Genomic DNA, 24,657 nt, shown 5'->3' with positions numbered 1-24,657 from the left:
GCCGCGCCGCCCTGCCAAGGAAATCGTCGGAGGGGTAGGGCAAGATAGGTCTGTGAGTACAGGACCAGGACCCGCAGAACAGACCGCCGCCCGGACCGCGGCCCCGCACGAGCCCGAGGCCATCCCCACCGAAGCCCTCCGCGAGGAATACGAAAACCTCGCGGACCTGGTGCGGAAGTACCGGTTCGCCTACTACCAGGAGGATGCGCCCCTGGTCTCGGACGCCGAGTTCGACACCCTCTTCCGCCGCCTGGAAGAGATTGAGGCCCTGCACCCGGAACTGGTGGCCAATGACTCGCCAACCCAGGAAGTCGGCGGCGAGGTTTCCGCCGCATTCGCCCCGGTGGAGCATCTGCAGCGGATGTACAGCCTGGAGGACGTCTTCTCGCTTGAGGAACTCGAAGCCTGGCTCAACCGGGCGGAGGCAAGCATCGCGAAGATCGGTGACGGCGGCACCAAAGCAGCATGGCTGACTGAACTCAAGATCGACGGCCTCGCCGTCAACCTCCTGTACCGGGACGGAAAGCTGGTGCGCGCGGCCACCCGCGGCGACGGTGCCACCGGCGAGGACATCACCCACAACCTGCTCACCATCAAGGAAATCCCGCAGGAACTGCACGGCAGCGGCTTTCCCGCCGAGATGGAAATACGCGGCGAGGTCTTCATTCCCTCCAAGGCGTTCGCCGAATTCAACGACGCCCTGATCGAGGCCGGCAAGGCCCCGCTGGCGAACCCCCGCAACGCGGCGGCGGGTTCATTGCGGCAGAAGGACCCCGCCGAAACCGCAAAGCGGCCCCTGAAAATGTTCGTGCACGGCATCGGCGCCCGAGAGGGGCTTGAAGCGCGCAGCCAGTCGGAAACCTACCATCAGCTCAAAGAATGGGGCCTGCCCGTCAGCCCGTACTTCGAGGTGCTGGCGGCCCGCGACGACGTTCTGGGTTTCATCCAGCGGTACGGGGACCAGCGCCACAAGCTGCTCCACGAAATCGACGGCATCGTGATCAAGGTGGACGATTTCGCCACCCAGCGCGCCTTGGGCAACACCACCCGCGTTCCCCGCTGGGCGGTGGCCTACAAATACCCGCCCGAGGAAGTCCACACCAAGCTGCTGGACATCCAGGTCAATGTGGGCCGCACCGGCCGCGTAACCCCCTTCGGCGTCATGGAGCCGGTCAAGGTGGCCGGATCCACCGTGGAAATGGCCACGCTGCACAACCAGGACGTGGTGAAAGCCAAGGGCGTGAAGATCGGCGACATCGTCATCCTGCGGAAGGCAGGGGACGTCATCCCCGAGATCGTTGGCCCGGTCCTGGCCCTCCGGGACCAGCAGGATCCGCCGGTCCGGGACTTCGTGATGCCCGCCGAATGCCCCTCCTGCGGAACCCCGCTGGCCCCCGCCAAAGAGGGCGACGTGGACGTCCGCTGCCCCAACTCCAAGTCCTGCCCGTCCCAGCTCCGCGAGCGGGTATTCCACGTGGCCGGCCGGGGCGCGTTCGACATTGAGGCCCTGGGCTGGGAAGCGGCCATCGCCCTGACCCAGCCGGCCGAACCTGAAGTGCCTCCGCTCACGTCCGAAGCACGGCTGTTCGACCTCACCCCCGAGGACCTGGCCGAGGTACGGATCCGCCGGGAGAAGAAGTCCAAGGGCGTCCCCACCGGGGAGTTCGAGCTGGTGCCGTACTTCTACAGCAAGGGCACCGCCAAATCGCCATCCAAGCCAACCGCCAACACCCAGAAACTGTTCAAGGAACTGGAGAAGGCCAAGACGCAGCCCTTGTGGCGGGTCTTGGTGGCGCTGTCCATCCGGCACGTGGGCCCGCGGGCGTCACGCGCCCTGGCGCAGGCCTTCGGCACCATGGACCGCATCCGGGCAGCCAGCGAGGAGGAGCTCGCCCACGTTGACGGCGTAGGACCTACCATCGCCGCCGCACTCAAAGAGTGGTTCGCCGAAGATTGGCACGTGGAGATCGTGGACCGTTGGGCGGCTGCGGGCGTCCGCATGGAGGACGAACGGGACGAGTCCATGCCGCGGACCCTGGAGGGCCTCACCGTGGTGGTGACGGGCTCGCTGCCCAACTTCAGCCGCGACGAAGCCAAGGAAGCCATCCTGCTGCGCGGCGGCAAGGCCGCGGGCTCCGTTTCCAAGAACACCAGCTACGTGGTGGCGGGGGAAAGCGCCGGGAGCAAGCTGGACAAGGCCGAACAGCTGGGGATCCGGGTGCTGGATGAGGACGGCTTCAGGCAGCTGCTCGACGGCGGGCCGGCAGCCCTGGGCGACGCCGCACCCGACGGCACCACACCGGACGCCGACGCCGCGGACCACCACGCCGCGGACCAAGGCAGCCCGGACCAAGGCAGCGCCCGCCACAACACGCCCGACGACACCACTGTGGAGGAAAGCGCATGACATCCGCGTCTGAACTGTTGGATGTGGCCCGCCAGGCCGCCGCGGCCGGTGCGCAGGTACTGTCCGGCCGTGACGGCAACGCCCTGGACCCCAACAACAAGGGTGCGGCCGGGGACTGGGTCACTGCCTTCGACATCGCCGCCGAGGACGCCGTGCGCGCCGTGATCGCCGCCGCCCGCCCTGGCGATATTGTCACCGGGGAGGAACAGGGAACGACGCGCCCCGCTGAATCCACGGGGTACCGCTGGTCCATCGATCCCCTGGACGGAACCACCAACTTCATCCGCAACATCGTCTACTACGCCACCTCCGTGGCAGTGGCCGATGCCGACGGCGTCTGGCAGGCCGGCGTCGTCAACGCCCCAGCCTTGGGGCGGGTGTACTACGCCGCCCGCGGCCAGGGCGCGTGGCTGGAGGAGCGGGGAACGCTCACCCGGCTGGAAGGGCCGGTTTCGGGCCGTACCGGGCAGATCCTGGCCACCGGGTTCAGCTACGAGCCGGCCGTCCGCTCCGAGCAGGCGGCAGCGTTCGCCACGCTGATGGATGGCTTCGCCGACGTGCGGCGGCTCGGCTCCGCTGCCCTGGACCTGTGCATGGTGGCGGACGGGACACACGACGCCTACGGCGAACGCGGCCTGAACGAGCATGATTTCTCGGCCGGTGCCCTGATCGCAGAGGAAGCAGGCTGCTGGGTGCGCCGGCCGCGGTTGACCAGTCCGCTCGACGGCGGTCCCTCCGACGACGAACGCCTGGACGCCTGGACCTGCGCGGCCGGGCTGGAACTGTCAGGAAAGTTTCCGCTCTAGGTGTACCGAGCCAAGCGCGCTGTCCGCCGGCCGGCCTGGGTGCGGCGGTAACTCCTCCCGGTACTGATAGTTCGATCACGGAAAGCCCCGTTTGGGCCCGCGGGGACCCGAACCGCCACTACCATTGACGGGTGCAGCCGCAGCTAACCATCCGTCCCGCCGTCGAAGCCGACTTCGGCGACGTCGCCCGCATCACCGGCGACTCCTACCTCGCCGCAGGGTACTTCGACGACGCCGCCCACCCGTACATGGTCAAGGTCATGGACGTTGCGGCGCGCGCGGAGCAGGCCACCATCTGGGTGGCTGAACGGGAGGGGTCGGTCATTGGCTCGGTCACCCTGGCACTTGCCGGTGAACCGTACGCTGACATTGCCCTGCCGGACGAACTGGAATTCCGGATGCTGGTGGTGGACCCTGCCGTCCAGCGCAGCGGCGCCGGACGCGCCATGGTGGAAGCCATCATCAGCCATGCCCGAACCCTGCCGGGTATCCGTGCGGTGGCACTGACCACGGGGAAAGACTGGGAAAGCGCGCATGGCCTGTACCGCAGGACCGGCTTCCACCGGGTGCCTGAACGGGACTGGTTCGTTCCCGGAACCGACACAAAACTGCTGGTTTACCGGCGCGACCTGTAGCGGCCCTACAGTGGTGGCGACCCATTCCAGCTTTGAAAGGCCCACCCATGCGTAAAACCTTCGGCACCGGCTCCGTCTGGGAGCAGACGCTCGGCTATTCCCGCGCCGTCCAGGTGGACAACACCCTCTACATCTCCGCCACCGCGGCCAGCGGCGACGACGGAATCGTGGGAGACGACTTCTACACGCAGACCCAGTACATCCTGCAGAAGCTCGGCAAGGTCCTGGCCGACGCCGGCTTCGCGTACGAAGATGTGGTGCAGTCCAAGCTGTACCTGACGGACATCAGCAAATGGGAAGAGGCCGGCCGGGCACACGGCGAAGTATTCGGCGAGATCCGCCCCACCCTCTCCCTGGTCCATGTGCTGCCGTTCCTTGACCCGAACATGCTCGTCGAGATCGAACTGGTCGCCCGGAAAGCTGCCTGACGCTCTCCCTGCCCTACCTTGCCGGCAGGCCGTAGCGGTGTTCCGGCCTGCCCGTGGTGCCGTAGCGCAGCTGGATGTCCACGGCGCCGTCGTCGGCCAGCGACGACAGGTAGCGCTGCGCCGTGGCGCGGGAGACGCCCACCCGGGCGGCCACCTCGGCGGCGGAATACTGTTCGCCCGGAGCCAGTGATTCCAGCACCGCGGCTTCGGTTGCCGAGCGGGGTTTCGACGACGACGTGACGTCCCCGGGGATCAGCGACCGTTTTGCGCGTTCCACGGCCTCCTGGTCCAGGGCCCCGGCCTGGCCCAGGAGGCGCCGGTACCTGGCATAGGAACGAAGCTGCTGGGACAGCGACTCAGCGGTGAAGGGCTTGAGCAGGTACCCCAAGGCGCCCCGGCGGAACGCCACCCGGACGGAGGCGGCATCCGAGGCGGCGCTGAGGATGATCGTGTCCACATCCAGCTGCTGCAGCAAGTCCAGGCCGGACGCATCGGGGAGGTAGACATCCAGCAGCACCAGGTCCGGGCGCAGGCTGTGGATGGCCTGCAGTGCAAGCGAGGCCGTGCCAACGGGGGCCAGGGCCAGGAACCCGGCCACGGAGTCCACGTAGGCTGCGTGCAGCTTGGCCACATGGAAGTCGTCGTCCACGATCAGGACCCGAAAATCATCAGCCATTGTTGTCCTTTCCGGCTGCCCCGGGGGTCTTCGCGGCAGGGTTTCCCGCCGTCGTGTGCGGGAGGACCGCCATGAAGACGGCGCCCGGCCCGCCGGCGGTGCCGCGATCCAGTACTTTGACGTCGCCGCCTCGGCGGCGTGCCAGCTGCTGGGCCAGGGCCAGGCCGAAGCCCTGCCCGCCACCGGCACGCACCGGGCCCGCAGCGGTGGTGAATCCTTCTACGAAGACGCCTTCGGGATCGGTTCCGTCCGCCAGCCCGTCGCCCGAGTCCGCCACCACGATGTGCAGCGTCCCGCCGTCGTCGCCCGGCTCATCCAGCACCTCGAGCTCAACCCAGCGGTCCGTCGAGGATCCTACCACGGCGGCGTTGACGGCGTTGTCGATCAGGTTCCCCAGCACCGTGGTCACATCCTGGGCCTCCGTGACCTGGCCGCGGACCAGGGTTTCGGGCCCGATGCGGAGGGCGACGCCGCGTTCGTCCGCTTCCACGCCCTTGGCCCCCACAAACGCCTGCAGGTAGGGGTCCTGAAGCAGTTCGGCCTGGTCCACGGGGAACTTCAGCGGACCGGTGGCGGCCAGCCCGGCCAGGTAGTCACGGGCCTCCTGGTGCTGCCCGATGCCCAGGAAACCGGCCAGGGTGTGCAGCTGGTTGGCGAACTCGTGCCGCTGGGCGCGCAGGGCCGTGGACATGGTGCCCACGGCGTCCAGCTGCCGGGTGAGCTCCTGCAGCTCTGTGCGGTCGCGGAGCATGATCACCCAGCCCAAGTCCTCCCGGCGGTGCAGCGCCTTGCGGGCATTGACCACCAGGACCCGGCCGCCCGCCACCAGTTCCAGGGCATCCGGCCCCGTGGCATTCCCTTCCGGTCCGGCGGCAGCCAACCGCGGAGCGGCGGCCACGGGGGCGGGGCTGGTGAGTGACTTCAGCTGGGCGGGAACGGGGGCGTCCTCCCACCGTGTCCCGGACAGGTCGGGCAAATCGAGCAGGCGCTGCGCCGCGGCGTTGAACACGCTGACCCGGCCGTCGGCACGGACGCCGATGACGCCGTCGTCCACGCCCTGCAGCACTGCCACTTGGTCGTGGACCAGCGTGCTGATCTCTTCCGGTTCCAGGCCCAGGGTGAGCCGCTGGAGGCGGCGGCGCAGCAGGAAGGATCCCAGGACTCCGGCCAGCAGTGCGCCGGCGGCGGTCAGGGCCACCGGGCCGATGTCGCGGCTCACGCTCTGGGCCACGGTTTCCATGGAGTAGCCCACGCTCACCTCACCCACCACCGTCGCGGTGCCGGGGGCATACACCGGAACCTTTGCTCCGGCGGAAGGGCCAAGGGTTCCCGTGTTCCGGGTGGTGATTTCCTGCCCGGACAGCGCCTCGGACGGGTCCGTGCTCACCTTCTCGCCGAGCCGCTGCGGATCCGGGTGGGCCAGCCGGATCCCGGTTTCGTCGGTGATCACTACGAACAGGGCGCCGGTCCTGGTCCGTGCGGCCTCTGCGGAGGCCTGCAGCGGACCCGCGAGGAGCGCGGCCGGCGGGGGAGTGCCGGGCTGTTCGCTGATGGCCAGTACGTCTGCCCTGACCTCCGGATCGGATGCGACGGTCCGGGCCAGCGTCAGGGCCTGGTTCTCCGCGTCGCTGCCCACCCGGTCATACGTCAGCCAGGCATGCACCGTGGCGCTCAGGAGGACCACCAGGAGAACGACGGCCACCTGCAGCAAGAGTGTCTGGGTGGAAAAGCGCAGCGGCTGCCGGGGCGCGGGACGCTGCATTCATCCTCCTTGACGGGTGTGGCGCGACGGGTATGGCTCAACCGTATCGGCTGCCGCCAGGCGCCGACACAGCGTGAGCACAATGAGCAAAATGCTCCCAATAAGCAGTATGCCAATCAATTGAACCAAAGGCACCGCCGTGACGGACGCCACCCTACAGTCTGTAGCACGCGTCACACCGGTGTGCCGCTGTTCACAAGAAGGAGCCGGCTGTGCTGGTAATACTTGGATTCGCCATGATCGCGGTTTTCATGGTGCTGATCATGACGAAGAAGTTGACGCCAGTGCTGGCGTTGATCATTGTCCCCACCGTTTTTGGCCTCTTTGCCGGCGCCGGCCTGGGCATCGGCGACATGGTCATGGACTCCATGAAGTCCATGACCTCCACCGCGGCCCTGCTGATGTTCGCCATCATCTACTTCGGCCTGATGATCGACGTCGGGCTCTTTGACCCGCTGGTGAAGTTCATCCTCCGCAAGCTGGGCAACGACCCCGCCAAGGTGGTCCTGGGCACCGCCATCCTCGCGGCCGCCGTGTCGCTGGACGGCGACGGGTCCACCACCTTCATCCTCACCACCGCCGCCATGCTGCCGGTCTACCTGCGCCTGAAGATGAGCCCCGTGGTCCTCACCTGCGTGGCCGGCCTGGCCAACGGCACCATGAACATCCTGCCCTGGGGTGGTCCCACCGCCCGCGCCGCCACCGCCCTGAAGATCGATGTCAACGACGTTTTCGTCCCCATGATCCCGTCCCTGGTGGCCGGCCTGGTCGTGGTATTCGCCTTCGCCTGGCTCCTGGGGCTTCAGGAACGCAACCGCCTCCGTGCCGTTGCTCCCGAGATTTGGGGCGTCCCGTCTTCGGCAGAGCCCTTCACGGCAGAAGAGTTCGACGGCGGCACTACCGCCGGCGGCACGGCGCCCCGCGCCGGACGCAAGGGCGGCAACCCCGGCGGAGCAGCCCCCGCCGTCGGCGGCTCCCCGGCAGGATCCTCCGTGGCCGTGCTGGAGCGCACGGACATCCTCCTTGAGGACAGCAGCGCCGGACTCACCGACACCGCCCTGGATCCGAACCGCAGCACCTTGCGTCCCAAGCTGTTCTGGTTCAACCTGGCCCTGACCGTCGCCGTCATGGTGGTCCTCGTGGCCAACGTCATCCCGCTGCCGTTCGTGTTCATGGTGGGCGCGGCCATCGCCCTGCTGGTCAACTTCCCCAAGGTCAAGGACCAGGGCGCCCAGCTCATTGCGCACGCACCTTCCATCGTCGCCGTGGTCAGCATGGTCATGGCCGCCGCCGTCCTCACCGGCGTCCTCAAGGGCACCGGCATGGTCGAAGCCATGTCCGCCTGGCTGGTCCAGATCATCCCGTCCTCCATGGGCCCGTTCATGGCCGTCATCACCGGTGTGCTGAGCATCCCCATGACGTTCTTCATGAGCAACGACGCCTTCTACTTCGGCGTCCTTCCCGTCCTCAGCGAGACGGCCGCGCACTATGGTGTCGGCGCCGCGGACATGGCCCGGGCCTCCATCACCGGCCAGCCGTTCCACCTGCAGAGCCCCCTGGTTCCGGCCATCCTGCTGCTGGTCTCGCTGGCCAAGGTGGACCTCGGTGACCACCACAAGAAAGTCCTGTGGCGTACCGCCGTCATCTCCCTTGTCATGCTTGGCGTCGGGATGCTGACCGGAGCCATCGGAATCGGTTAGTCTGTAGCTGCCTGTGCTCCTGTCCCCGAGGCAGGGCCTGGCACGAAGGTGCCCGTCTGACGCCCGCTGGGGGATGTCAGACGGGCATCGGCGTTTCCCCACTAGACTGGATCGGAAAACAATTCGAACTTTGCAGGGGAGATCCATGGCTGCGATCAACCGTGACGACGTCGCGCATCTCGCGCGGCTCGCTCACATCGAGATGAGTGCCGAAGAGCTGGACAGGATGGCCGGCGAACTGGCCGTTATCGTCGATTCGGTCAAGTCCGTCAGCGAGGCCGCAGGGGATGACGTCCCGGCGACCTCCCACCCCATCCCGCTGACCAACGTCTTCCGCGACGACGTCGTGGGACACACCTTCACGGCGGAACAGGCGCTCTCCGGTGCTCCGGATTCCGATGACAACCGTTTCAAGGTCCCGGCCATCCTGGATGAGGCATAACCATGACTGAACAGAACTCCACCGGCATCAGCGCCGAAACCCTGATCCGCCTCTCCGCCGCGCAGCTCGCTGAGAAGCTGGCTGCCGGCGAGGTCACCGCCGTCCAGGCCACCCAGGCGTACCTCGACCGCATCGCCGCCGTCGACGGGCAGGTCAATGCCTTCCTGCACGTCAACGCCGAGGAAGCCCTTGCCGTCGCCGCGGAGGTTGACGCCATCCGTGCCGCCGGCGGCGCGGAGGCGGAATCCCTGCACGTCCTCGCCGGCGTGCCCATCGCCGTCAAGGACCTCATCGTCACCATCGGCCAGCCCACTACTGCCGGTTCCAAGATCCTCGAAGGCTGGCACAGCCCGTACGACGCCACGGTCGTCGAGCGCCTGCGCGCGGCCAAGATGCCGATCCTTGGCAAGACCAACCTGGACGAGTTCGCCATGGGCTCCTCCACCGAGCACTCCGCCTACGGACCCACCCGCAACCCCTGGGACCTGGACCGGATTCCGGGCGGCTCCGGCGGCGGTTCAGCTGCGGCCGTGGCTGCCTTCGAGGCCCCGCTGGCGCTCGGCACGGACACCGGGGGATCCATCCGCCAGCCCGGCGCCGTCACCGGCACCGTGGGCGTGAAGCCCACTTACGGCAGTGTCTCCCGCTACGGCGCCATCGCCATGGCCTCCTCCCTGGACCAGATCGGCCCCGTGACCCGCACTGTCCTGGACTCCGCCCTGCTGCACCAGGTCATAGGCGGCCATGACCCACGCGACTCCACCTCCCTGCCGGAACCGCTTGCTGACCTTGTTGCCGCAGCGAAGACCGGCAACGTCGAGGGCCTGCGGATCGGCATCATCAAGGAACTGCATGGCGAGGGCTACCAGGCCGGCGTCGAAAACCGCTTCAACGATGCCCTGGAGCTGCTCAAGGAAGCCGGCGCCGAGATCGTGGAGGTTTCCTGCCCCAACTTCCAGTACGCCCTGGGCGCCTACTACCTGATCATGCCGTCCGAGGCCTCCTCCAACCTGGCCAAGTTCGACGGCGTCCGGTACGGCCTGCGGGTCCTGCCGGAAGACGGTCCCATGACCATTGAACGCGTCATGGGCGCCACCCGCGCCGCCGGCTTCGGCGATGAGGTCAAGCGCCGCATCATCCTGGGTACCTACGCCCTGTCGGCCGGCTACTATGACGCCTACTACGGGTCCGCCCAGAAGGTGCGCACGCTGGTCCAGCGGGACTTCGAGGCCGCCTTTGAGCAGGCCGACGTCCTGATCTCGCCCACCGCCCCCACCACGGCCTTCCCGCTCGGCGAAAAACTGGACGACCCCCTGGCCATGTACCTCAACGACGTCGCCACCATCCCGGCGAACCTCGCCGGCGTCCCCGGGCTGTCCCTGCCCGGCGGACTGGCGGACGAGGACGGCCTGCCCGTGGGCATCCAGCTGCTGGCCCCCGCCCGCGAGGATGCCCGCCTCTACCGGGTGGGTGCTGTCCTGGAGTCCTTGCTGGAAGCAAAATGGGGCGGCCCGCTGCTGGCCCAGGCTCCCGCGCTGGGCGCTGAATCCCTCGAAACCCAGGAGGCAAAATAATGAGCACCGACGAAATCCTGAGCTTCGAAGAGGCCATGGAGAAGTACGACCCCGTCCTCGGCTTCGAGGTCCACGTCGAACTGAACACCAAGACCAAGATGTTTTCCTCCGCGCCCAACGTCTTCGGCGACGAGCCGAACACCAACGTCAACGAGGTGGACCTGGGGATGCCCGGTGTCCTGCCGGTGGTCAACAAGACGGCGGTGGAGTCCTCCATCAAGATCGGCTTGGCGCTGAACTGCAAGATCGCCGAATCCTGCCGGTTTGCCCGGAAGAACTACTTCTACCCGGATACCCCCAAGAACTTCCAGACCTCGCAGTATGACGAGCCCATCGCGTACGACGGCTACCTGGATATTGAACTCGACGACGGCACCGTGTTCCGGGTGGAAATCGAGCGCGCGCACATGGAAGAGGACGCCGGAAAGCTGACGCACATGGGCGGCGCCACCGGCCGCATCCAGGGTGCCGACTTCTCCCTGGTGGACTACAACCGTGCAGGCGTACCGCTGGTGGAAATTGTCACCAAGCCCATCGAGGGCGCGGGCTCGCGCGCACCGGAGCTCGCCAAGGCGTACGTGGCCGCCATCCGCGAAATCGTCAAGAACCTCGGCGTTTCCGACGCAAAGATGGAACGCGGCAACGTCCGTTGCGACGCCAACGTCTCGCTGCGCCCGCACGGCCGCGAACGCTTCGGCATCCGCTCCGAAACGAAGAACGTCAACTCGCTGCGCGCCGTGGAACACGCCGTGCGCTACGAGATCCAGCGCCACGCCGCCGTCCTGGACTCCGGAAACCCGGTGGTGCAGGAAACCCGCCACTGGCACGAGGACACCCGCACTACCACCTCGGGCCGGCCCAAGTCCGACGCCGACGATTACCGCTATTTCCCGGAACCTGACCTGGTGCCGGTGGTCGCTTCGCGCGAATGGGTGGAGGAACTGCGTGCCACGCTGCCCGAGCCGCCCGCCGAGCGCCGGAAGCGGCTCAAGGCCGACTGGGGCTACTCCGACCTGGAATTCCGCGACGTTGTGAACGCCGGCGTCCTGGACGAAATCGAGGAAACCATCGCGGCCGGGGCTTCCGCCTCCGTGGCCCGCAAGTGGTGGATGGGCGAGATCGTCGGCCGCGCCAAGGCTGCCGATGTGGACCCCGGCCAGCTGGGCGTCGAGGCTGCCACCGTGGTGGAGCTCAGCCGCATGGTGGAGGCCGGCAAGATCAACAACAAGATGGCCTCCCAGGTGCTGGACGGCGTGCTCGCCGGCGAAGGCACCCCGGACGAGATCGTCGAAGCGCGCGGCCTCGCCGTGGTGTCCGACGACGGACCCCTCCTGGAAGCCATCGACGCCGCGCTGGCCGCGCAGCCCGGCGTCGCGGACAAGATCCGCGCCGGCAAGGTGCAGGCCGTGGGAGCGATCGTGGGCGGGGTCATGAAGGCCACCCGCGGGCAGGCCGACGCAGGACGCGTCAAGGAGTTGATCCTGGAGAAGCTGGGCGTCACCGCTTAGCACTCCGATACCCAACCGGGTCGCAGCAGATGTCGTTTTGAGCATCCATAACGACAACAACTGCGGCCCGGTTGGGCTTTAAGTACTCAGGTGCCGCCGGCCGCAAAGTACCCGTGGCCGCACGTGCGTGGCGGACCTAGACTGGAGCCCACAGGGCACAGGAGGGTACAGGGCGATGATGCCTTGGCAGTGCTGAGGAAGGAACAACCATGGTCCGGGACCCATTGAGGATGCGCAAGGCAATGCTGGCCGGGGCGGTGGCCTTGGCCCTTTCCGGAACCGGGGTGGCCCTGGCGTGGTCGGCCACCGGGACGCCAACGCCGTCCCCCTCCCAGACTGCACCGGGACAGCAGAAGGCACCGGGCCAACAAAAGGCACCCGGGCAGCAGAAGTCCCGGCATGGCCAACCGCTCCACGGTGAGGCAGTGGTCAAGCAGCCCGACGGAACCTTCCAGACTGTCTTCGAACAGCGCGGAACCGTGGAGTCCGTCAGCGACTCCGCCATCACCGTCAAGAGCGAGGACGGCTTCATCCAGTCCTATGCTGTCAACGCGGACACCAGGATCACCAAACTTCCGGCGGCCGACGATGGTGCGGGCCGCAAGCCGGCAGCCGGATCGATGGCGGACATCGCCGCCGGCGACACCGTGCGCGTGGCCGGCGTGAAGGACGGGGACCAGGCCACTGCCAAGCGGATCGTCGACGGCGCCGGTGACGGCCCGGGCCTGGGGTTGGGACGTGGGCACGGCATGGGCAAAAAGATGGGTGCGGGCAACCATCAGGATGGCGAAGGGGCGTAGCTGCGCCGGTCCGGCCACGCGTGCCACGGGTCCGTGACACCGTGCCCGCCCCTGCACCAGCCAGCTCCCGCTTACCCCTGTTGCACCAGCCCTGCCATGATGTCTTCCAGGGCCTCACAGACCAGCACTACTGCACGCCGCTTGAGGTTTTCCGGCCTGGCCAGCAGGTCGATCCGGCGGCGGGTGCTGATGCCTTCGAGCGGGCGCAGGACAATGTCCGGATTCAGGACCGGCCCGGCGGTGTACCTGGGCAGCAGCCCCACCACCCCGCCCGCGGCCACCAGGGCAGCCACCGTGGAGTAGTCGTTGATGCGGTGGACGATGTTCGGTTCCCGGCTGGATACGGCCGCGACGGCGGAGAGCACGTCGGCGGGGGAGTAGCCGGGGTGGCTGGTCACCCAGGCTTCGGCGCCGACGTCGTGCACCGTGACGGTGTCCTGCCGGGCCAGCGGGTGCCCGGCGGGGAGTGCCACGTCCAGCGGCTCGTGGGCCAGCGGGATCACGGCGACGCGCTCGGCGGGCCAGCGGGGGCTGTGGTCCATCCGGTGCGCCAGCACGAGGTCGTACCGGGCGGTGAGGGCCGGGAAGTCCTGCTGGGCGACGTCCTCGTCGGAGAGTTCGATCCGCGGATGTCCCGGCTGGTCCAGCATCCGCGCCAGCGGGCCAAAGAGGGCCTGCCCGGCGCTGTGGAACCCACTGACGGTGACCCGGCCGGCGGGCGAACCGTGGTACGAGCCCAGCGCGCCACGGGCATCGGCCATGGCGCTGAGGACGGCGGCGCCGGCGTCGGCGAGGACTTGGCCGGCTTCGGTCAGGACCAGGTTCCGGCCCTCCTTGCGCGTCAACGGCACGTCCACCGTCCGTTGCAGGTGGGCCAGTTGTTGGGAGACCGCCGACGGGGTGACCATGAGGGTGTCGGCCACCGCCTTCACGCTGCCCAGCGCCCCGAGTTCGCGGAGGATTTCCAGCTGATGTATTTCCACTCCGCCAGTGTATACATTAGGAAAATCTAAATCGTCGATTGAGAAGATTCCTGTTGTGCTAATGCTTTCCCGGGGCTTCAATGAGGAGGACACCAACCCGCTGATGTGAATGCCAAGAAAGTAAGGACGCCAATGAAGGCCCTGTACAAGGCCGGCCCGCACGCCGGATTCGAACTCGTCAACCGGCCGGAACCCACGGCGGGTCCGGCCGACGTCAAGATCCGCGTGATGACCACCGGGATCTGCGGAACCGACCTCCACATCCAGTCCTGGGACGCCTGGGCGCAGGGCATGATCGAGGCTCCGCTCATCGCCGGCCACGAATTCTACGGCGAAGTGGTGGAGGTGGGCGAGGACGTCCGCGAGGTCAAGGTGGGAGACCGAGTCTCCGGCGAAGGCCACGTGGTCTGCGGTATCTGCCGCAACTGCCGTGCCGGGCGCCGGCAGATGTGCATCCACACGGTCAGCGTGGGAGTCCAGCGGGACGGCGCCTTCGCCGAATACGTGGTCATCCCGGAGACCAACGTTTGGGTCCACCACGACCCCTCGGTCACTCCCGAGCTTGGCGCCATCTTCGACCCGTTCGGCAACGCCGTCCACACGGCGCTGAGCTTCCCCCTGGTGGGCGAAGACGTGCTCATCACCGGCGCAGGTCCCATCGGCCTGATGGCCATCGCTGTGGCCCGCCACGCCGGCGCGCGCAAGATCGCCATCACGGATGTGTCGGTGCCGCGGCTGGAGCTGGCCAAGCAGCTGGGCGCCGACCTCGCCATCGATGTCTCCACGACCCGCGTCCGCGATGCCCAACGTGAACTGGGCATGCGGGAGGGGTTCGACGTCGGAATGGAAATGTCCGGCCACCCCACCGCCCTGCCTGAGATGATCGACAACATGAACCACGGCGGCCGGATCGCCATGCTGGGCCTGCCCAGCCAGGACATCACCATCGACTGGGGCAAGGTGGTCACCCACATGCTCACGCTCAAAGGCATCTATGGCCGGGAGATGTACGAAACCTGGTACGCCATGAGCGCCATGCTCTCCTCCAACCCGGTGCTGCACGCCGGAATCTCCGCCGTGGTCACGGACACGCTGCCCGCCACGGACTGGGAGAAGGGCTTCGACATTGCCCGCAGCGGCGTGGGCGGAAAAGTTGTCCTCGACTGGACCCGACTGTAAGGAACCCCATGTACACCTCCATCAAGGACCAGCTCCGCGGCGAGCTGGACGAGATCCGCACCGCGGGACTCTACAAGACCGAACGCAGCATCAGTTCACCGCAGTCAAGCCACATCATCGCGGGCCGGATCGGCGGTCAAGGCAGCGACGTGCTGAACTTTTGTGCCAACAACTACCTGGGCCTGGCCGACCATCCGGACATCATCAATGCCGCAAAAACCGCCATGGATGAGCGCGGCTTCGGCATGGCCAGTGTCCGTTTCATCTGCGGAACCCAGGACCTGCACCTCAGCCTCGAGGCCAGGGTCTCCGCGTTCCTGGGGACCGAGGACACCATCCTTTTCTCCAGCTGCTTCGATGCCAACGGCGGCGTCTTCGAGTCCCTCCTCGGCCCGGACGACGCCGTCATTTCGGACGCCCTCAACCACGCCTCCATCATTGACGGCATCCGCCTGTGCAAGGCCCGCCGCTACCGGTACGCCAACCAGGACATGGCCGAGCTCGAGGCCCGCCTCCAGGAGGCCCAGGACGCGCGGCGGAAGCTGATCGTCACCGACGGCGTGTTCTCCATGGACGGTTTCCTCGCCCCGCTCGAGGCCATCTGCGACCTCGCCGAAAAATACGGCGCCATGGTGATGGTGGACGATTCCCATGCGGTGGGCTTCATGGGCGTTACCGGCGCGGGCACCCCGGAGCATGCAGGGGTTTCGGACCGGGTGGACATCTACACCGGAACCTTCGGCAAGGCACTTGGCGGGGCGTCCGGCGGCTACGTGTCCGGCCGCGGCGAGATCGTGGCCATGCTGCGGCAAAAGGCGCGGCCGTACCTGTTCTCCAACTCATTGGCGCCCGCCATTGTGGCCGCGACGCTCAAAGCGCTTGACCTCGTGGAGAGCTCCGCTGAGCTCCGGCGCCGGTTGTTCGAGAACGCCGCGCAGTTCCGCCGCAGGATGACCGAGGAAGGCTTCGACCTGCTCCCGGGCGAGCACGCCATCGTGCCCGTCATGTTTGGGGACGCAGTGATGGCAGCCAAGGTGGCGGACCGGATGCTGCAGCACGGTGTCTTCGTCACCGCCTTCAGCTTCCCGGTGGTCCCGCGCGGTGCCGCCCGGATCCGGGTGCAGTTGTCCGCCGCGCATACAGCGGACGACGTCGAAGCATGCGTGCGTGCGTTCGTCGCCAGCCGTGCCGACGCGGCAGCCTGAACGGCAGCGCCGCATGGCCTGAACGCGCGCCTGGCATCAACCATCGCCGGGCATGTACGCGCGCCTGGCATCAACCATCGCCGGGCATGTACGCGCGCCTGGCATAAACCCCGCCCGGCATGAACTCTGCGAGGATGGACCAATGGCAGCACATTACGATGTCCTGATCGTAGGCGGCGGCATCGCCGGCCTGTCCTTGGCGTCCGCGCTGGCGGGGCGTTGCAGCGTTGCGCTGGTGGAGGCGGAGCAGGAACTGGCGTACCACACGTCCTCCCGCTCCGCCCGCCAGCTCATCCCCAGTTACGGGCCTCCCGTAGTGCAGGAACTCACCGTCCGGACCCTCGAACTGCTGGCTGCCCGCGACAGGGAACTGCCGGAACCGGTCCTGACCCCGCGCAGTTTCATGCTGATCGGCTCGGAGAAAGATGTGGTATCCGAAGCGAGCGGACACATGCAGCCGATCACGGTGGACCGTGCCCTCGAGCTGTGTCCGGCGCTCCTGCCGGAAACGTTTGCCGCCGCAGGGCTGGACACTGGGTCCTTCGGCTGCAACGCCCCTGTCCTGCTGGCGGATCACCGTGAGAGGGCGGCCGCCGCCGGGGCGGACATCATCACGGGCGCCCGCGTCCACTCGGCCCAGCGGCAAGGCTCGGGGTGGCAGGTGGGCGCCGGCAGCGAAGGCTTTGAGGCCGGGGTCCTGGTCAACGCGGCCGGTGCCTGGGCCGACGAACTCGCCGTGATCAGCGGCGTCGAGAAGCTCGGACTCCAGCCGTACCGGCGCACTGCGGCGATTGCCGCCGTCGAACGCTCCCTGCCTGAACACAGCCCCATGGTGGCCGCCGCGGACAATTCCTTCTATTTCCGGCCGGACGGCCCGGATGTGCTGATTTCCCCGTCCGAAACGGTGCCCAGCGGCCCCGAGGATGCGCGTCCGCGGCCAGGCGACGTGGAACGCTTGGTGGCCATGTTGAACTCCACGACCGCCCTCGGGATCACCCACATCCGGCGTGCCTGGACGGGCCTGCGCACCGAAGCGGCGGACGGGGTGCCGGTGGCGGGCTTCGACGCCGAAGCGCCGGGGTTCTACTGGCTCGCAGGGCAGGCCGGCTACGGATTCCAGACCTCCGCAGCCATGGCGGAGTTTGCAGCCACCCAGATCCTTGCCGGGCAATCCGGCGGCGGCGCAGGCGGGGCGGGTCCGGCATCCCGGACAGTGGAGGCACTAGCTGCCACACGCTGGTCCATTCGACGCTGAAGAATGGTCCCATGAGCACCCTGATCACCAATATCGCCGAGCTGATGACGCAGGACCTTGAGCACCGGGTCCTGCGGGACGCCGCCGTGGTAGTGGACGGGGAACGGATCGCGTGGATTGGCGCGGCGGCCGATGCACCTGCCGCGGACGACGCCGTCGATGCCGGCGGGCGGGCCATGCTGCCGGGATGGGTGGACTCCCACAGCCACTTGCTGTTTGCCGGGGACCGCACCGCCGAGTTCGAAGCCAGGATGGCCGGTGAGGCCTACGCTGCCGGCGGCATCGCCGTTACCATGAAGGCCACCCGGGCCACATCCGATTTTGATCTCACGCGCCTGGCCATGGGCCGGGTGGCTGAGGCCGTCTCGCAGGGGACCACCTACCTGGAGACGAAGACCGGGTACGGCCTGGACATTGAGAATGAGGCCAGGAGCGCCCGGATCGCATCCACAGTGGCAGACCAGGTGACTTACCTTGGTGCCCATCTGGTTCCCGCCCGCCAGGATGCCGAGGCCTACACGGACCTGGTCTGCGGGCCGATGCTCGCCGCCGTCAGGCCCTATGTCCAGTGGGCGGACGTGTTCTGCGAGGAAGGTGCCTTCACTGCCGAGCAGTCGCGCCGTGTGCTCCTGGCCTGCCGCGACGCCGGGCTCGGCCTGCGCGTGCACGGCAACCAGTTGGGCGAAGGGCCGGGCGTCCAATTAGCCGTCGAGGTGGGCGCTGCCAGTGTTGACCACGTGAACCACCTTTCCGGGCGGGACGTCAAGGCCCTGGCGGCCTCGTGGTCCGCGTGGGACCCGGCCACCGGCACGGGGGAGCGGGGCACGGTGGCCACCTGCCTGCCCGCTTGCGACCTGTCCACCCGCCAGCCGCTGGCACCGGCGCGGGCACTCCTTGATGCTGGCGTCCAGGTGGCGTTGGCCTCCAACTGCAATCCGGGCACGTCCTACACCAGTTCCATGGCATTTTGCGTGACCACTGCCGTTCTCCAGATGCACCTGAGCGTGCACGAGGCCGTCCGTGCTGCCACCTATGGCGGTGCCTTGGCGCTGCACCGGGAGGTGGGGCGTGACGCGGACGGCGAGCGGGCCGTAGGATCGATCGCCGTCGGCCACCGGGCCGACCTCCACCTGCTCAACGCACCCTCCGCCACCCACCTCGCTTACCGCCCGGGCATGCCGCTGACGTACGCTGTGTGGCGTGCCGGAGTGCGGGCTCGGTAAAGATTGCCGGTTAAGTGATTTTTCTTGATTGTTCACCCGGGGTTACAATCAGAAAACGTCATCCGATAGGGTGGCTGGTGTACTGAAAGGCCCCCCTGCATGACGCGCACAGACCGGCTGACGGCCATTCTTGACCTCTTGGCCAGGACCGGCCAAGTGGAAGTTGACGAGATCGTCAGCAGCCTGAATGTTTCGCCGGCCACTGCCCGCCGCGACCTGGACAGCCTTGCCAAGCGGCGGCTGCTGACCCGGACCCGCGGCGGCGCCACTACCGGTGCCTTGGCCTACGACCTGCCCGGACGCTACAACCGTGACGATCACGCAGAGGCCAAGGAACAAATCGCGCAGTGCGCATCGGCCCTGATCCGGCCTGGAGCAGTCATTGGGCTGTGCGGGGGCACCACCAGCACAGCCCTGGCGCAGATCCTGGCGACGCGGGAAGACCTGAACGCCCCGTCCAACCAGCCAACTCTCACCGTGGTCACCAACGCCATCAACATCGCCGGCCAGCTCGCGGTGCGGCCCAACATCAAAGTCATGGTCACCGGGGGCATCCTCAACCCCCGCTCCTACGAGCTGGTTGGGCCCTATACGGACATCATCATGCAAAAGGTGGTGCTGGACATCGCATTCATCGGAGTCAACGGCATCGACCCCGAGGTGGGACCCACCAACACCGGCGAAGGGGAAGCCTCGGTCAATGCGCTGCTCGCCAGCCGGGCCCGCGTCTCGTACGTCCTGGCCGACTCTTCCAAGGTGGGCGTCCGGGCCTTCGCCACCATGGACGGTTACGACTTCACCCGGCTCATCACTGATTCCGGCATTTCTGCCCACGACAAGGCGGCCTTCGAAGCCCGGGGTACGGAAGTTATTATCGCGCCTGCCTGATGCCCGGCAGCTGGTGTAAGCGTGGCCTGTGCGCCCTCTGGTGTGCTGCCTGGATCCTTGGTGTTGCCCCGGCTTGTGGTTCCCTCCGGCCGCTCCATCAGCCCGGATCCAGAAACTGAGGGCAAGATGGGAACATGCTGGTTCCCTCCCGCCGTCGCCTGCGGCTCGAAGTCTGGATCGTTCTGGGCCTTTCACTCGGCCAGTCGGCTGTGTACTCTGTGGTGCAGCTGCTGGATAAGATGACCCGTGCGCCACTGGCGGAGGGAACCTCCACCCTGAACCGGTCGCAGAGTACGCGGGAGTACTTTGACCTGACCTACCAGTTGCTGGACATCATCTTTGCGCTGGTTCCCGTGCTGCTGGTCCTCTACTTCCTCACGGACCAGCGCCAGGCCGCCCCGGACGACGCCGGTTCATCAGGTTCGGCGTTCCGGAAGCTTGGGTTCAACTTTGCGCGGCCCGGAAGGGACCTGCTGCAGGGCCTGGGGCTGGCGGCCCTGATCGGGATCCCGTCGCTGGGGCTGTACGCCGCCGGCCGCGCGCTGGGAATCACGACGTCGATCATTCCCAGTGCGCTCGACGCCTACTGGTGGACGGTGCCGGTCCTGATCCTGTCCGCGATCAGGCACGCGGTCCTGGAAGAAGTCATTGTGGTGGGCTACCTCTTGGACCGCTTCGGCAAATTCGGTTGGAGCACGCCTCTCGCTATCGCCGTCAGTTCGCTGCTCCGCGGCAGCTATCACCTCTACCAGGGTTTCGGGCCATTTATCGGCAACGCGATCATGGGGGTGGTTTTCGCCTGGCTGTACACCCGCACCCGCCGCGTCATGCCGCTGGTCGTCGCCCACGCGTTGTTGGATATCGTGGCGTTCGTCGGCTTCAGCCTCTTTGGCAAGGCCGTGGGGCTGGGGTAGGAGTGGGGAATTAGCCTCGGCGGCTCAACCCGTACATGTGCTGTCACATCAGCGACAACAGCAAGGGCCACTGTGCTTGCGGGTCCGGTGGCAACACGAAGGGTTTCGCGTAGAAGTCGTCCCAGAGGGCATCAGTCGCGCAAAGCTCGTCGGGATCCAGCAGGTTGTTTCCGTCAGGCTCCTCCGTTTCCGGATCCTCCGTCTCCAGAGCCGGGCACGCTGGGAGTTCGGCAAGCGGCAGGGTTCCTGGTGGCCAGTGGGTTGGTTGGGGGTCGTGTTGTTCGGGTTTGTAGTGTCGGCCGGTGGGTGAGGTCCAGCCGGGTGGTTCATTTTTGGTGGCTGGGTCGGGGGTCCAGGTGCTGTGGTGTTTGAGGCGGTGGTGTCGGGGGCAGAGTTGGGCCAGGTTGTGGGTTCCGGTGGTGCCGCCGTGGTGCCAGGGGTTGAGGTGGTCGGTGTCGTTGTCGGGGGTGTGGTTGGTGCAGCCGGGGAAGGTGCATGTGCCGTCCCGCAGCCGGAGCCATTGTTTGATGGTCGCCGGGAGCCGGTAGCGGGTACGGCCTATTTCCAGGGGTGCCCCGTCGCGGGGGTCGACCAGGACCCGGTAGAACGATTCCGCCCCGCCGGCGACGAGCTTGCGCGCCATGGATGCCGGGACCGGCCCGAACCCGTCCAGCACGGCCGGCTCATCGGTGAGGCCCAGCAGCGAGAACACCGGGACCGTGACCAGGACATCCGCCCGCGGCGTGGGGATCTTGCCGATAGCACCGGCATCTGCGGCAGCTTCACCCGGGGCTGTCGTGTTTCCGGTGCCGAGGAGCAGTGACGCGGCGACATCGGCGCGGAGCTGGGTGAGGGTGCGGGGCTCGTCGGGGTTTTGGAGGCCGCGGGCAGTGGCGGTGCTGCGGTTCCAGATCGCGCACGCGGTGTCCCCGGGCAGGTAGAGCGAGAGCCAGGCCATCCCGTCGCGGTCCGGGGCGTAATCCATCCGCCGGTCCGCCACCCCCTTCACATGCCGTTTCTCCAAGGACCCAGGGTGGTGGCGTTCCCGCCAGGCCCGGACCTTCGCCCGGAACCGGGACGGGACAAGGTCACCGGGGGCCGCGCCGCGGGCGGGGTTGGGTGCGTCGGGGTCGAAGAAGTGCGCCACCAACCCGGCCGCCCCTGCAGGGGTGAGGCCTTCGGTTTCGTCGGCCACGATCCGGGCGTGCTGCCACGACACCGCACCCGTGGACAGGGCCTCGACCACAGGGGGCAGGGAGCAGACCCGGCGGGACTGCTCCACCAGCGCCCCGGAAACCCCCGAACTGATGGTCAGGATCCCGGCGATCTCCTCCACCACGGACATCTCCGCGAACGTGCGCTCCTCCACCGGGGCGTCCGGCGGAAGCAGAGCATGCTGGATCTCAACGGCATCCGCCACATCCCGCGCCTTCACCGCCGCCAGCTGGGCCTCCAACCGGGCCACCACCTCCAGCCGCCCCAGACATGACTCATACCGCCGCTGCAACACATCCACTTCAGCACCAACATCGGCGCCGGAACAAAGCGCAGCATCCTCCCGAACCAGCCCGCTGAGCGCAGCGACAGAGGCAGAGACACCCTCCATCACCACCGCCAGATCCGCACCGATTCCCATAAACACATCATCCAACCAGGGTCCGACATTTATGGAGGAGGCTTGTGGTTCAGCGCCCTTCCGCATAATTCAGCGATCCTCCCCGGGAACGCTTAAATGAATTCGGCCGCCATCGGGTGGTGACGCCGTTGTCACCACCCGATGGCGGCCGAAGCTTTTTGGGCGCACGGCCCTAAGGCGCTCTCCGGAACTACGCCGGAGAGCGCGCGGGATGGTCAGATGGTGACGGCCCCGTTGGCGGTTTCAAATGTGACGGACAGGATGCCGGGAGTGCCGTGCGGCGCTACCCACTCGACCGCAACGTCTTCAAGCGGCTTCTCCACCGGCTCGCCCAGCCACTCGGTCACCCGCGACGCGGAGCCGGCAATGGTCAGGCAGCTCATCTTGAGGTTGCTCTCGTAGGCATTGGAGGGGTGCAGGGACGGGTCGCCTTCCCATTTGAGCATGTAGGGGACCTGGGGGTCTGCAATAAGGCCCAGGATGCCTATCTGCTTCCAAACGAGTTCGCGGCCATCCGGGAACTTGCGGTTGCCGTTTACGGCAGCTCGGCCCAGCCGTTCCTCGAACGGGGCAAGGTCGTCCACTTCAACGCACCAGCCCATCCAGCCGCCGCCCGCAGCGGAACGGGCACGAACTGCCTGTCCGAACGGTGCTTTGTCCGAAGCCGGGTGGTCCAGGACCTCCACAACTTCGAGGTATTTGTGCCCGGCGAGGGGGATGATCATATTCCGGGTGCCGAACCGGGGGTGGACCCCGCCCTTCACTGCCTCAACGCCGAGGGCAGTTGAAATACGTTCGGTAGTGGCCGCGAGGCCATCGTGTTCACAGGCGTAAGAGACGTGATCCATGCGCATGGCAACATCTTGGCACTTTGTGATCGGGCTCTCAGCTAAGGGTGCCCTTACTTGGATTTGCGTCCCTGGCAGTGGTTGAAGAAGCCCCCGGCAGGTCGGGTTCAGCTTGCGATGTAGTAGCCGAAGGTGTCGGCGATGAGTTGGACGGTGCCGGCGGAGTTGTTGGTCAGGGCGATGGTTCCGTCGGCGGCAACGGGGGTGATGACCAGGTTGGGGGTGGTTTGGTCGGTGTTGAAGTTGAGGTTGGAGGTTCCGGGGGTGGGGGTGCCGCCGGCGTGGACGGTGATGTTGCCGAAGCTGGTGGGTGAGGTGACGGTGACGTTGACGGCGACGGCGGAGACTCCGGTGGTGGGGATGCCGCCGTGGCCGGTGACGGGGACGCGGATGGTGGCTCCGGGTGCGACGGGGCCGCTGATGCCGCCGGTGCCGTAGCGGGTGTCCAGCTGCCGGAAGGGCGCCTGCGACGAGAATGCCCCCGGCAGGCGCGGGCTGGCAGGCACGTGCAGCAGTTTGTTTGGCGTTCCGGCGCCGGCACCGGCGATGGTTCCCGGAACAGCCGTCGACAGGACGGTGTCCGTGACCTGCGCAGGCGTGAAGAGCGGGTGCCGGGAGAGGATGAGGGCTGCCGTGCCGGCAACGTGCGGTGAGGCCATGGAGGTCCCGCTCAGCGATGCCGTGGCCGTCGACGACGTGTTCCAGGTGGAGGTAACGGCCACCCCCGGGGCGTAAAGGTCCACGCACTGGCCGTAGTTGGAGAACGAGGCCTGGTGGTCCGAGGAGTCGCTCGCGGCCACCGTCAAGGCGGACGGGACCCGGGCGGGCGAGGACGTGCAGGCATCCGTGGCCGAATTCCCGGCCGCGACGACGACGGAAATTCCATCGTCGACGACATTCTGGACTGCGGTGTCAAGGAGGCTGCTGACCGGTCCGCCAAGGCTCATGTTCACCACGGCCGGAGTTCCTGCGGCATGGTCCCCGGCAATCCAGTCGAGTCCGGCGATGATGTCCGAGTAGTAGCCGGACCCGTCGCAGGCCAAGGTCCGCACGGGCACGATCGTGGCGGATTTGGCCACGCCGTAGACGGTTCCGGCGATGATCCCCGAAACGTGGGTGCCGTGTCCGTTGCAGTCACTTGTCCCGCCGCCGTCGGAAAGTGCCGTCCATCCCGCGGCAACCCGTCCGCCGAAATCCACGTTCGAGGCGAGAACTCCGGTGTCAACCACATAGGCGCGGACACCGAGGCCGGAAGCGTCATACGTGTAGGCGCCGGACAGTGGCAACGCCTGCTGGTCCAGCCGGTCAAGACCCCAGGGCGCGGGTTTTTCCGTGGCGGAAATCGTCGATACCGCATCGGGTTCCACGGCTGTTGCCTTGCCGGACCGCAGCAGTGCGGCGGCTTGCGCCGCCGTGGCTTTGATCGCCGCTCCGTGCAGGGCCTTGCTGAACGTGTGGTCGACGGCGACCCCCTGGGAACGAAGGTCGCGCGCCGCCGTTGGGACGTCAGTTCCCGCCGGGAACTGGACCAGGTAGCGGCCATTGGGGCTGTCGGGAGCGGACGAGGGAGCGGCGGCGGGCGCGGTGGCTGCCGCTGGCGGCGCCGAGGCTTGCACTGGTGTACCGCTTGAGCAGAAGGCGACGGCGGACAACAGTGCGGCGGCAAGGGCCAGGCGCAAAGACTGGGGCAACGGAATCGAATTCCTTTGTGCGTGGTTGGGGGGCGACGGGATAACGTCGTCCGGCTTCCACGGTATCCGGGCCAGGACGGCTGGCGGCCAAACCTCG

The 24,657-nt window shown here is 67.3% G+C and carries 21 protein-coding genes; 15 read left to right on the top strand and 6 right to left on the bottom strand.

Going from position 1 to position 24,657, the window contains the following annotated elements; translation table 11 throughout:
• Positions 1 to 52: 52 nt before the first annotated feature.
• The 4 genes from ligA to AC4EEO_RS12635 all read left to right on the top strand — a co-directional run bounded on the left by ligA (position 53) and on the right by AC4EEO_RS12635 (position 4,276).
• On the top strand, positions 53 to 2,407 hold the full coding sequence (gene ligA, locus AC4EEO_RS12650) for an NAD-dependent DNA ligase LigA (RefSeq protein WP_491338960.1): 2,355 nt from the start codon (positions 53 to 55) through the stop codon (positions 2,405 to 2,407).
• Positions 2,404 to 3,213, top strand: coding sequence for an inositol monophosphatase family protein (locus AC4EEO_RS12645; RefSeq protein WP_018763012.1), 810 nt, complete (start codon positions 2,404 to 2,406; stop codon positions 3,211 to 3,213). Before ligA ends, AC4EEO_RS12645 begins: the two co-directional genes overlap by 4 nt.
• 131 nt (positions 3,214 to 3,344) lie before the next feature.
• Positions 3,345 to 3,848, top strand: coding sequence for a GNAT family N-acetyltransferase (locus AC4EEO_RS12640; RefSeq protein WP_018763013.1), 504 nt, complete (start codon positions 3,345 to 3,347; stop codon positions 3,846 to 3,848).
• 47 nt (positions 3,849 to 3,895) lie between these two features.
• Positions 3,896 to 4,276, top strand: a complete 381-nt coding sequence (locus AC4EEO_RS12635) for a RidA family protein (protein WP_018763014.1) — start codon at positions 3,896 to 3,898, stop codon at positions 4,274 to 4,276.
• A gap of 13 nt (positions 4,277 to 4,289) precedes the next feature.
• Here the strand turns inward: AC4EEO_RS12635 and AC4EEO_RS12630 are convergent, their stop codons facing one another.
• Both AC4EEO_RS12630 and AC4EEO_RS12625 read right to left on the bottom strand, forming a co-directional pair.
• On the bottom strand, positions 4,290 to 4,952 hold the full coding sequence (locus AC4EEO_RS12630) for a response regulator (protein ID WP_018763015.1): 663 nt from the start codon (positions 4,950 to 4,952) through the stop codon (positions 4,290 to 4,292).
• The gene (locus AC4EEO_RS12625) at positions 4,945 to 6,714 is read right to left on the bottom strand and encodes a sensor histidine kinase (RefSeq protein WP_491338959.1); all 1,770 of its coding nucleotides are present in this window, start codon (positions 6,712 to 6,714) and stop codon (positions 4,945 to 4,947) included. The genes AC4EEO_RS12630 and AC4EEO_RS12625 overlap by 8 nt, the downstream gene beginning before the upstream one ends.
• A gap of 212 nt (positions 6,715 to 6,926) precedes the next feature.
• Here AC4EEO_RS12625 and AC4EEO_RS12620 point away from each other — a divergent pair, with 212 nt between their 5' ends.
• The 5 genes from AC4EEO_RS12620 (at position 6,927) to AC4EEO_RS12600 (ending at position 12,738) form a co-directional block, all read left to right on the top strand.
• On the top strand, positions 6,927 to 8,414 hold the full coding sequence (locus AC4EEO_RS12620; RefSeq protein WP_026264939.1) for a CitMHS family transporter: 1,488 nt from the start codon (positions 6,927 to 6,929) through the stop codon (positions 8,412 to 8,414).
• 145 nt (positions 8,415 to 8,559) lie between these two features.
• Positions 8,560 to 8,856 carry an Asp-tRNA(Asn)/Glu-tRNA(Gln) amidotransferase subunit GatC gene (gene gatC, locus AC4EEO_RS12615; RefSeq protein ID WP_018763018.1) on the top strand — a complete coding sequence of 99 codons (297 nt, stop codon included), beginning with the start codon at positions 8,560 to 8,562 and terminating at the stop codon, positions 8,854 to 8,856.
• A 2-nt stretch (positions 8,857 to 8,858) separates the two neighbouring features.
• Entirely contained in the window at positions 8,859 to 10,430 is a 1,572-nt protein-coding gene (gene gatA, locus AC4EEO_RS12610) for an Asp-tRNA(Asn)/Glu-tRNA(Gln) amidotransferase subunit GatA (RefSeq protein WP_491338958.1), read from the top strand.
• Positions 10,430 to 11,938, top strand: a complete 1,509-nt coding sequence (gatB, locus tag AC4EEO_RS12605) for an Asp-tRNA(Asn)/Glu-tRNA(Gln) amidotransferase subunit GatB (RefSeq protein WP_491338957.1) — start codon at positions 10,430 to 10,432, stop codon at positions 11,936 to 11,938. The genes gatA and gatB overlap by 1 nt, the downstream gene beginning before the upstream one ends.
• A 209-nt stretch (positions 11,939 to 12,147) precedes the next feature.
• Positions 12,148 to 12,738 (top strand): DUF5666 domain-containing protein, encoded by a 591-nt coding sequence (locus AC4EEO_RS12600; RefSeq protein WP_491338956.1) that lies wholly within the window; start codon positions 12,148 to 12,150, stop codon positions 12,736 to 12,738.
• Between the two features lie 71 nt (positions 12,739 to 12,809).
• On the opposite strand, the gene AC4EEO_RS12595 is transcribed toward AC4EEO_RS12600, so the two are convergent.
• Positions 12,810 to 13,721 (bottom strand): LysR family transcriptional regulator, encoded by a 912-nt coding sequence (locus AC4EEO_RS12595; protein WP_133830281.1) that lies wholly within the window; start codon positions 13,719 to 13,721, stop codon positions 12,810 to 12,812.
• Positions 13,722 to 13,853: 132 nt separating this feature from the next.
• Between AC4EEO_RS12595 and tdh the strand changes: the two genes are divergently transcribed.
• The 6 genes from tdh (at position 13,854) to AC4EEO_RS12565 (ending at position 20,385) form a co-directional block, all read left to right on the top strand.
• Positions 13,854 to 14,900, top strand: coding sequence for an L-threonine 3-dehydrogenase (gene tdh / locus AC4EEO_RS12590; RefSeq protein WP_491338955.1), 1,047 nt, complete (start codon positions 13,854 to 13,856; stop codon positions 14,898 to 14,900).
• An 8-nt stretch (positions 14,901 to 14,908) separates the two neighbouring features.
• Positions 14,909 to 16,105, top strand: a complete 1,197-nt coding sequence (locus tag AC4EEO_RS12585) for a glycine C-acetyltransferase (protein WP_491338954.1) — start codon at positions 14,909 to 14,911, stop codon at positions 16,103 to 16,105.
• Positions 16,106 to 16,247: 142 nt separating this feature from the next.
• Complete coding sequence (locus tag AC4EEO_RS12580) at positions 16,248 to 17,360, top strand: NAD(P)/FAD-dependent oxidoreductase (RefSeq protein WP_491338953.1); 1,113 nt, start codon at positions 16,248 to 16,250, stop codon at positions 17,358 to 17,360.
• Positions 17,361 to 17,371: 11 nt separating this feature from the next.
• Positions 17,372 to 18,583 (top strand): imidazolonepropionase, encoded by a 1,212-nt coding sequence (gene hutI / locus AC4EEO_RS12575; protein WP_491338952.1) that lies wholly within the window; start codon positions 17,372 to 17,374, stop codon positions 18,581 to 18,583.
• A 99-nt stretch (positions 18,584 to 18,682) separates the two neighbouring features.
• The gene (locus tag AC4EEO_RS12570) at positions 18,683 to 19,471 is read left to right on the top strand and encodes a DeoR/GlpR family DNA-binding transcription regulator (protein WP_018763027.1); all 789 of its coding nucleotides are present in this window, start codon (positions 18,683 to 18,685) and stop codon (positions 19,469 to 19,471) included.
• A gap of 134 nt (positions 19,472 to 19,605) precedes the next feature.
• Complete coding sequence (locus AC4EEO_RS12565; protein WP_491338951.1) at positions 19,606 to 20,385, top strand: CPBP family intramembrane glutamic endopeptidase; 780 nt, start codon at positions 19,606 to 19,608, stop codon at positions 20,383 to 20,385.
• Positions 20,386 to 20,428: 43 nt separating this feature from the next.
• Here the strand turns inward: AC4EEO_RS12565 and AC4EEO_RS12560 are convergent, their stop codons facing one another.
• The 3 genes from AC4EEO_RS12560 to AC4EEO_RS12550 form a co-directional block, all read right to left on the bottom strand.
• A complete protein-coding gene (locus tag AC4EEO_RS12560; protein ID WP_491338950.1) occupies positions 20,429 to 22,021 on the bottom strand; it encodes an HNH endonuclease signature motif containing protein in 1,593 nt (530 codons plus the stop codon).
• A 215-nt stretch (positions 22,022 to 22,236) separates the two neighbouring features.
• A complete protein-coding gene (locus AC4EEO_RS12555) occupies positions 22,237 to 22,875 on the bottom strand; it encodes a VOC family protein (RefSeq protein ID WP_026265047.1) in 639 nt (212 codons plus the stop codon).
• 101 nt (positions 22,876 to 22,976) lie between these two features.
• Positions 22,977 to 24,560: a S8 family serine peptidase gene (locus AC4EEO_RS12550; RefSeq protein ID WP_491338949.1), complete on the bottom strand. Its 1,584-nt coding sequence runs from the start codon at positions 24,558 to 24,560 to the stop codon at positions 22,977 to 22,979.
• Positions 24,561 to 24,657: the final 97 nt, after the last annotated feature.

The sequence above is a fragment of the Pseudarthrobacter sp. MOO13 genome, assembly GCF_058267655.1.
The sequence above is the reverse complement of the archived record's forward strand: the minus strand, read 5'-3'. Positions and strand labels throughout refer to the sequence as shown.

Coding starts and splice junctions, on each gene's coding strand:
- AC4EEO_RS12630 (WP_018763015.1), bottom strand. CDS start 4,952: ATGGCTGATGATTTTCGGGTCCTGATCGTGGACGACGACTTCCATGTG.
- AC4EEO_RS12570 (WP_018763027.1), top strand. CDS start 18,683: ATGACGCGCACAGACCGGCTGACGGCCATTCTTGACCTCTTGGCCAGG.
- AC4EEO_RS12645 (WP_018763012.1), top strand. CDS start 2,404: ATGACATCCGCGTCTGAACTGTTGGATGTGGCCCGCCAGGCCGCCGCG.
- AC4EEO_RS12565 (WP_491338951.1), top strand. CDS start 19,606: ATGCTGGTTCCCTCCCGCCGTCGCCTGCGGCTCGAAGTCTGGATCGTT.
- AC4EEO_RS12555 (WP_026265047.1), bottom strand. CDS start 22,875: ATGCGCATGGATCACGTCTCTTACGCCTGTGAACACGATGGCCTCGCG.
- AC4EEO_RS12560 (WP_491338950.1), bottom strand. CDS start 22,021: ATGGGAATCGGTGCGGATCTGGCGGTGGTGATGGAGGGTGTCTCTGCC.
- gatC (WP_018763018.1), top strand. CDS start 8,560: ATGGCTGCGATCAACCGTGACGACGTCGCGCATCTCGCGCGGCTCGCT.
- AC4EEO_RS12600 (WP_491338956.1), top strand. CDS start 12,148: ATGGTCCGGGACCCATTGAGGATGCGCAAGGCAATGCTGGCCGGGGCG.
- AC4EEO_RS12580 (WP_491338953.1), top strand. CDS start 16,248: ATGGCAGCACATTACGATGTCCTGATCGTAGGCGGCGGCATCGCCGGC.
- gatA (WP_491338958.1), top strand. CDS start 8,859: ATGACTGAACAGAACTCCACCGGCATCAGCGCCGAAACCCTGATCCGC.
- gatB (WP_491338957.1), top strand. CDS start 10,430: ATGAGCACCGACGAAATCCTGAGCTTCGAAGAGGCCATGGAGAAGTAC.
- AC4EEO_RS12625 (WP_491338959.1), bottom strand. CDS start 6,714: ATGCAGCGTCCCGCGCCCCGGCAGCCGCTGCGCTTTTCCACCCAGACA.
- tdh (WP_491338955.1), top strand. CDS start 13,854: ATGAAGGCCCTGTACAAGGCCGGCCCGCACGCCGGATTCGAACTCGTC.
- AC4EEO_RS12635 (WP_018763014.1), top strand. CDS start 3,896: ATGCGTAAAACCTTCGGCACCGGCTCCGTCTGGGAGCAGACGCTCGGC.
- AC4EEO_RS12585 (WP_491338954.1), top strand. CDS start 14,909: ATGTACACCTCCATCAAGGACCAGCTCCGCGGCGAGCTGGACGAGATC.
- hutI (WP_491338952.1), top strand. CDS start 17,372: ATGAGCACCCTGATCACCAATATCGCCGAGCTGATGACGCAGGACCTT.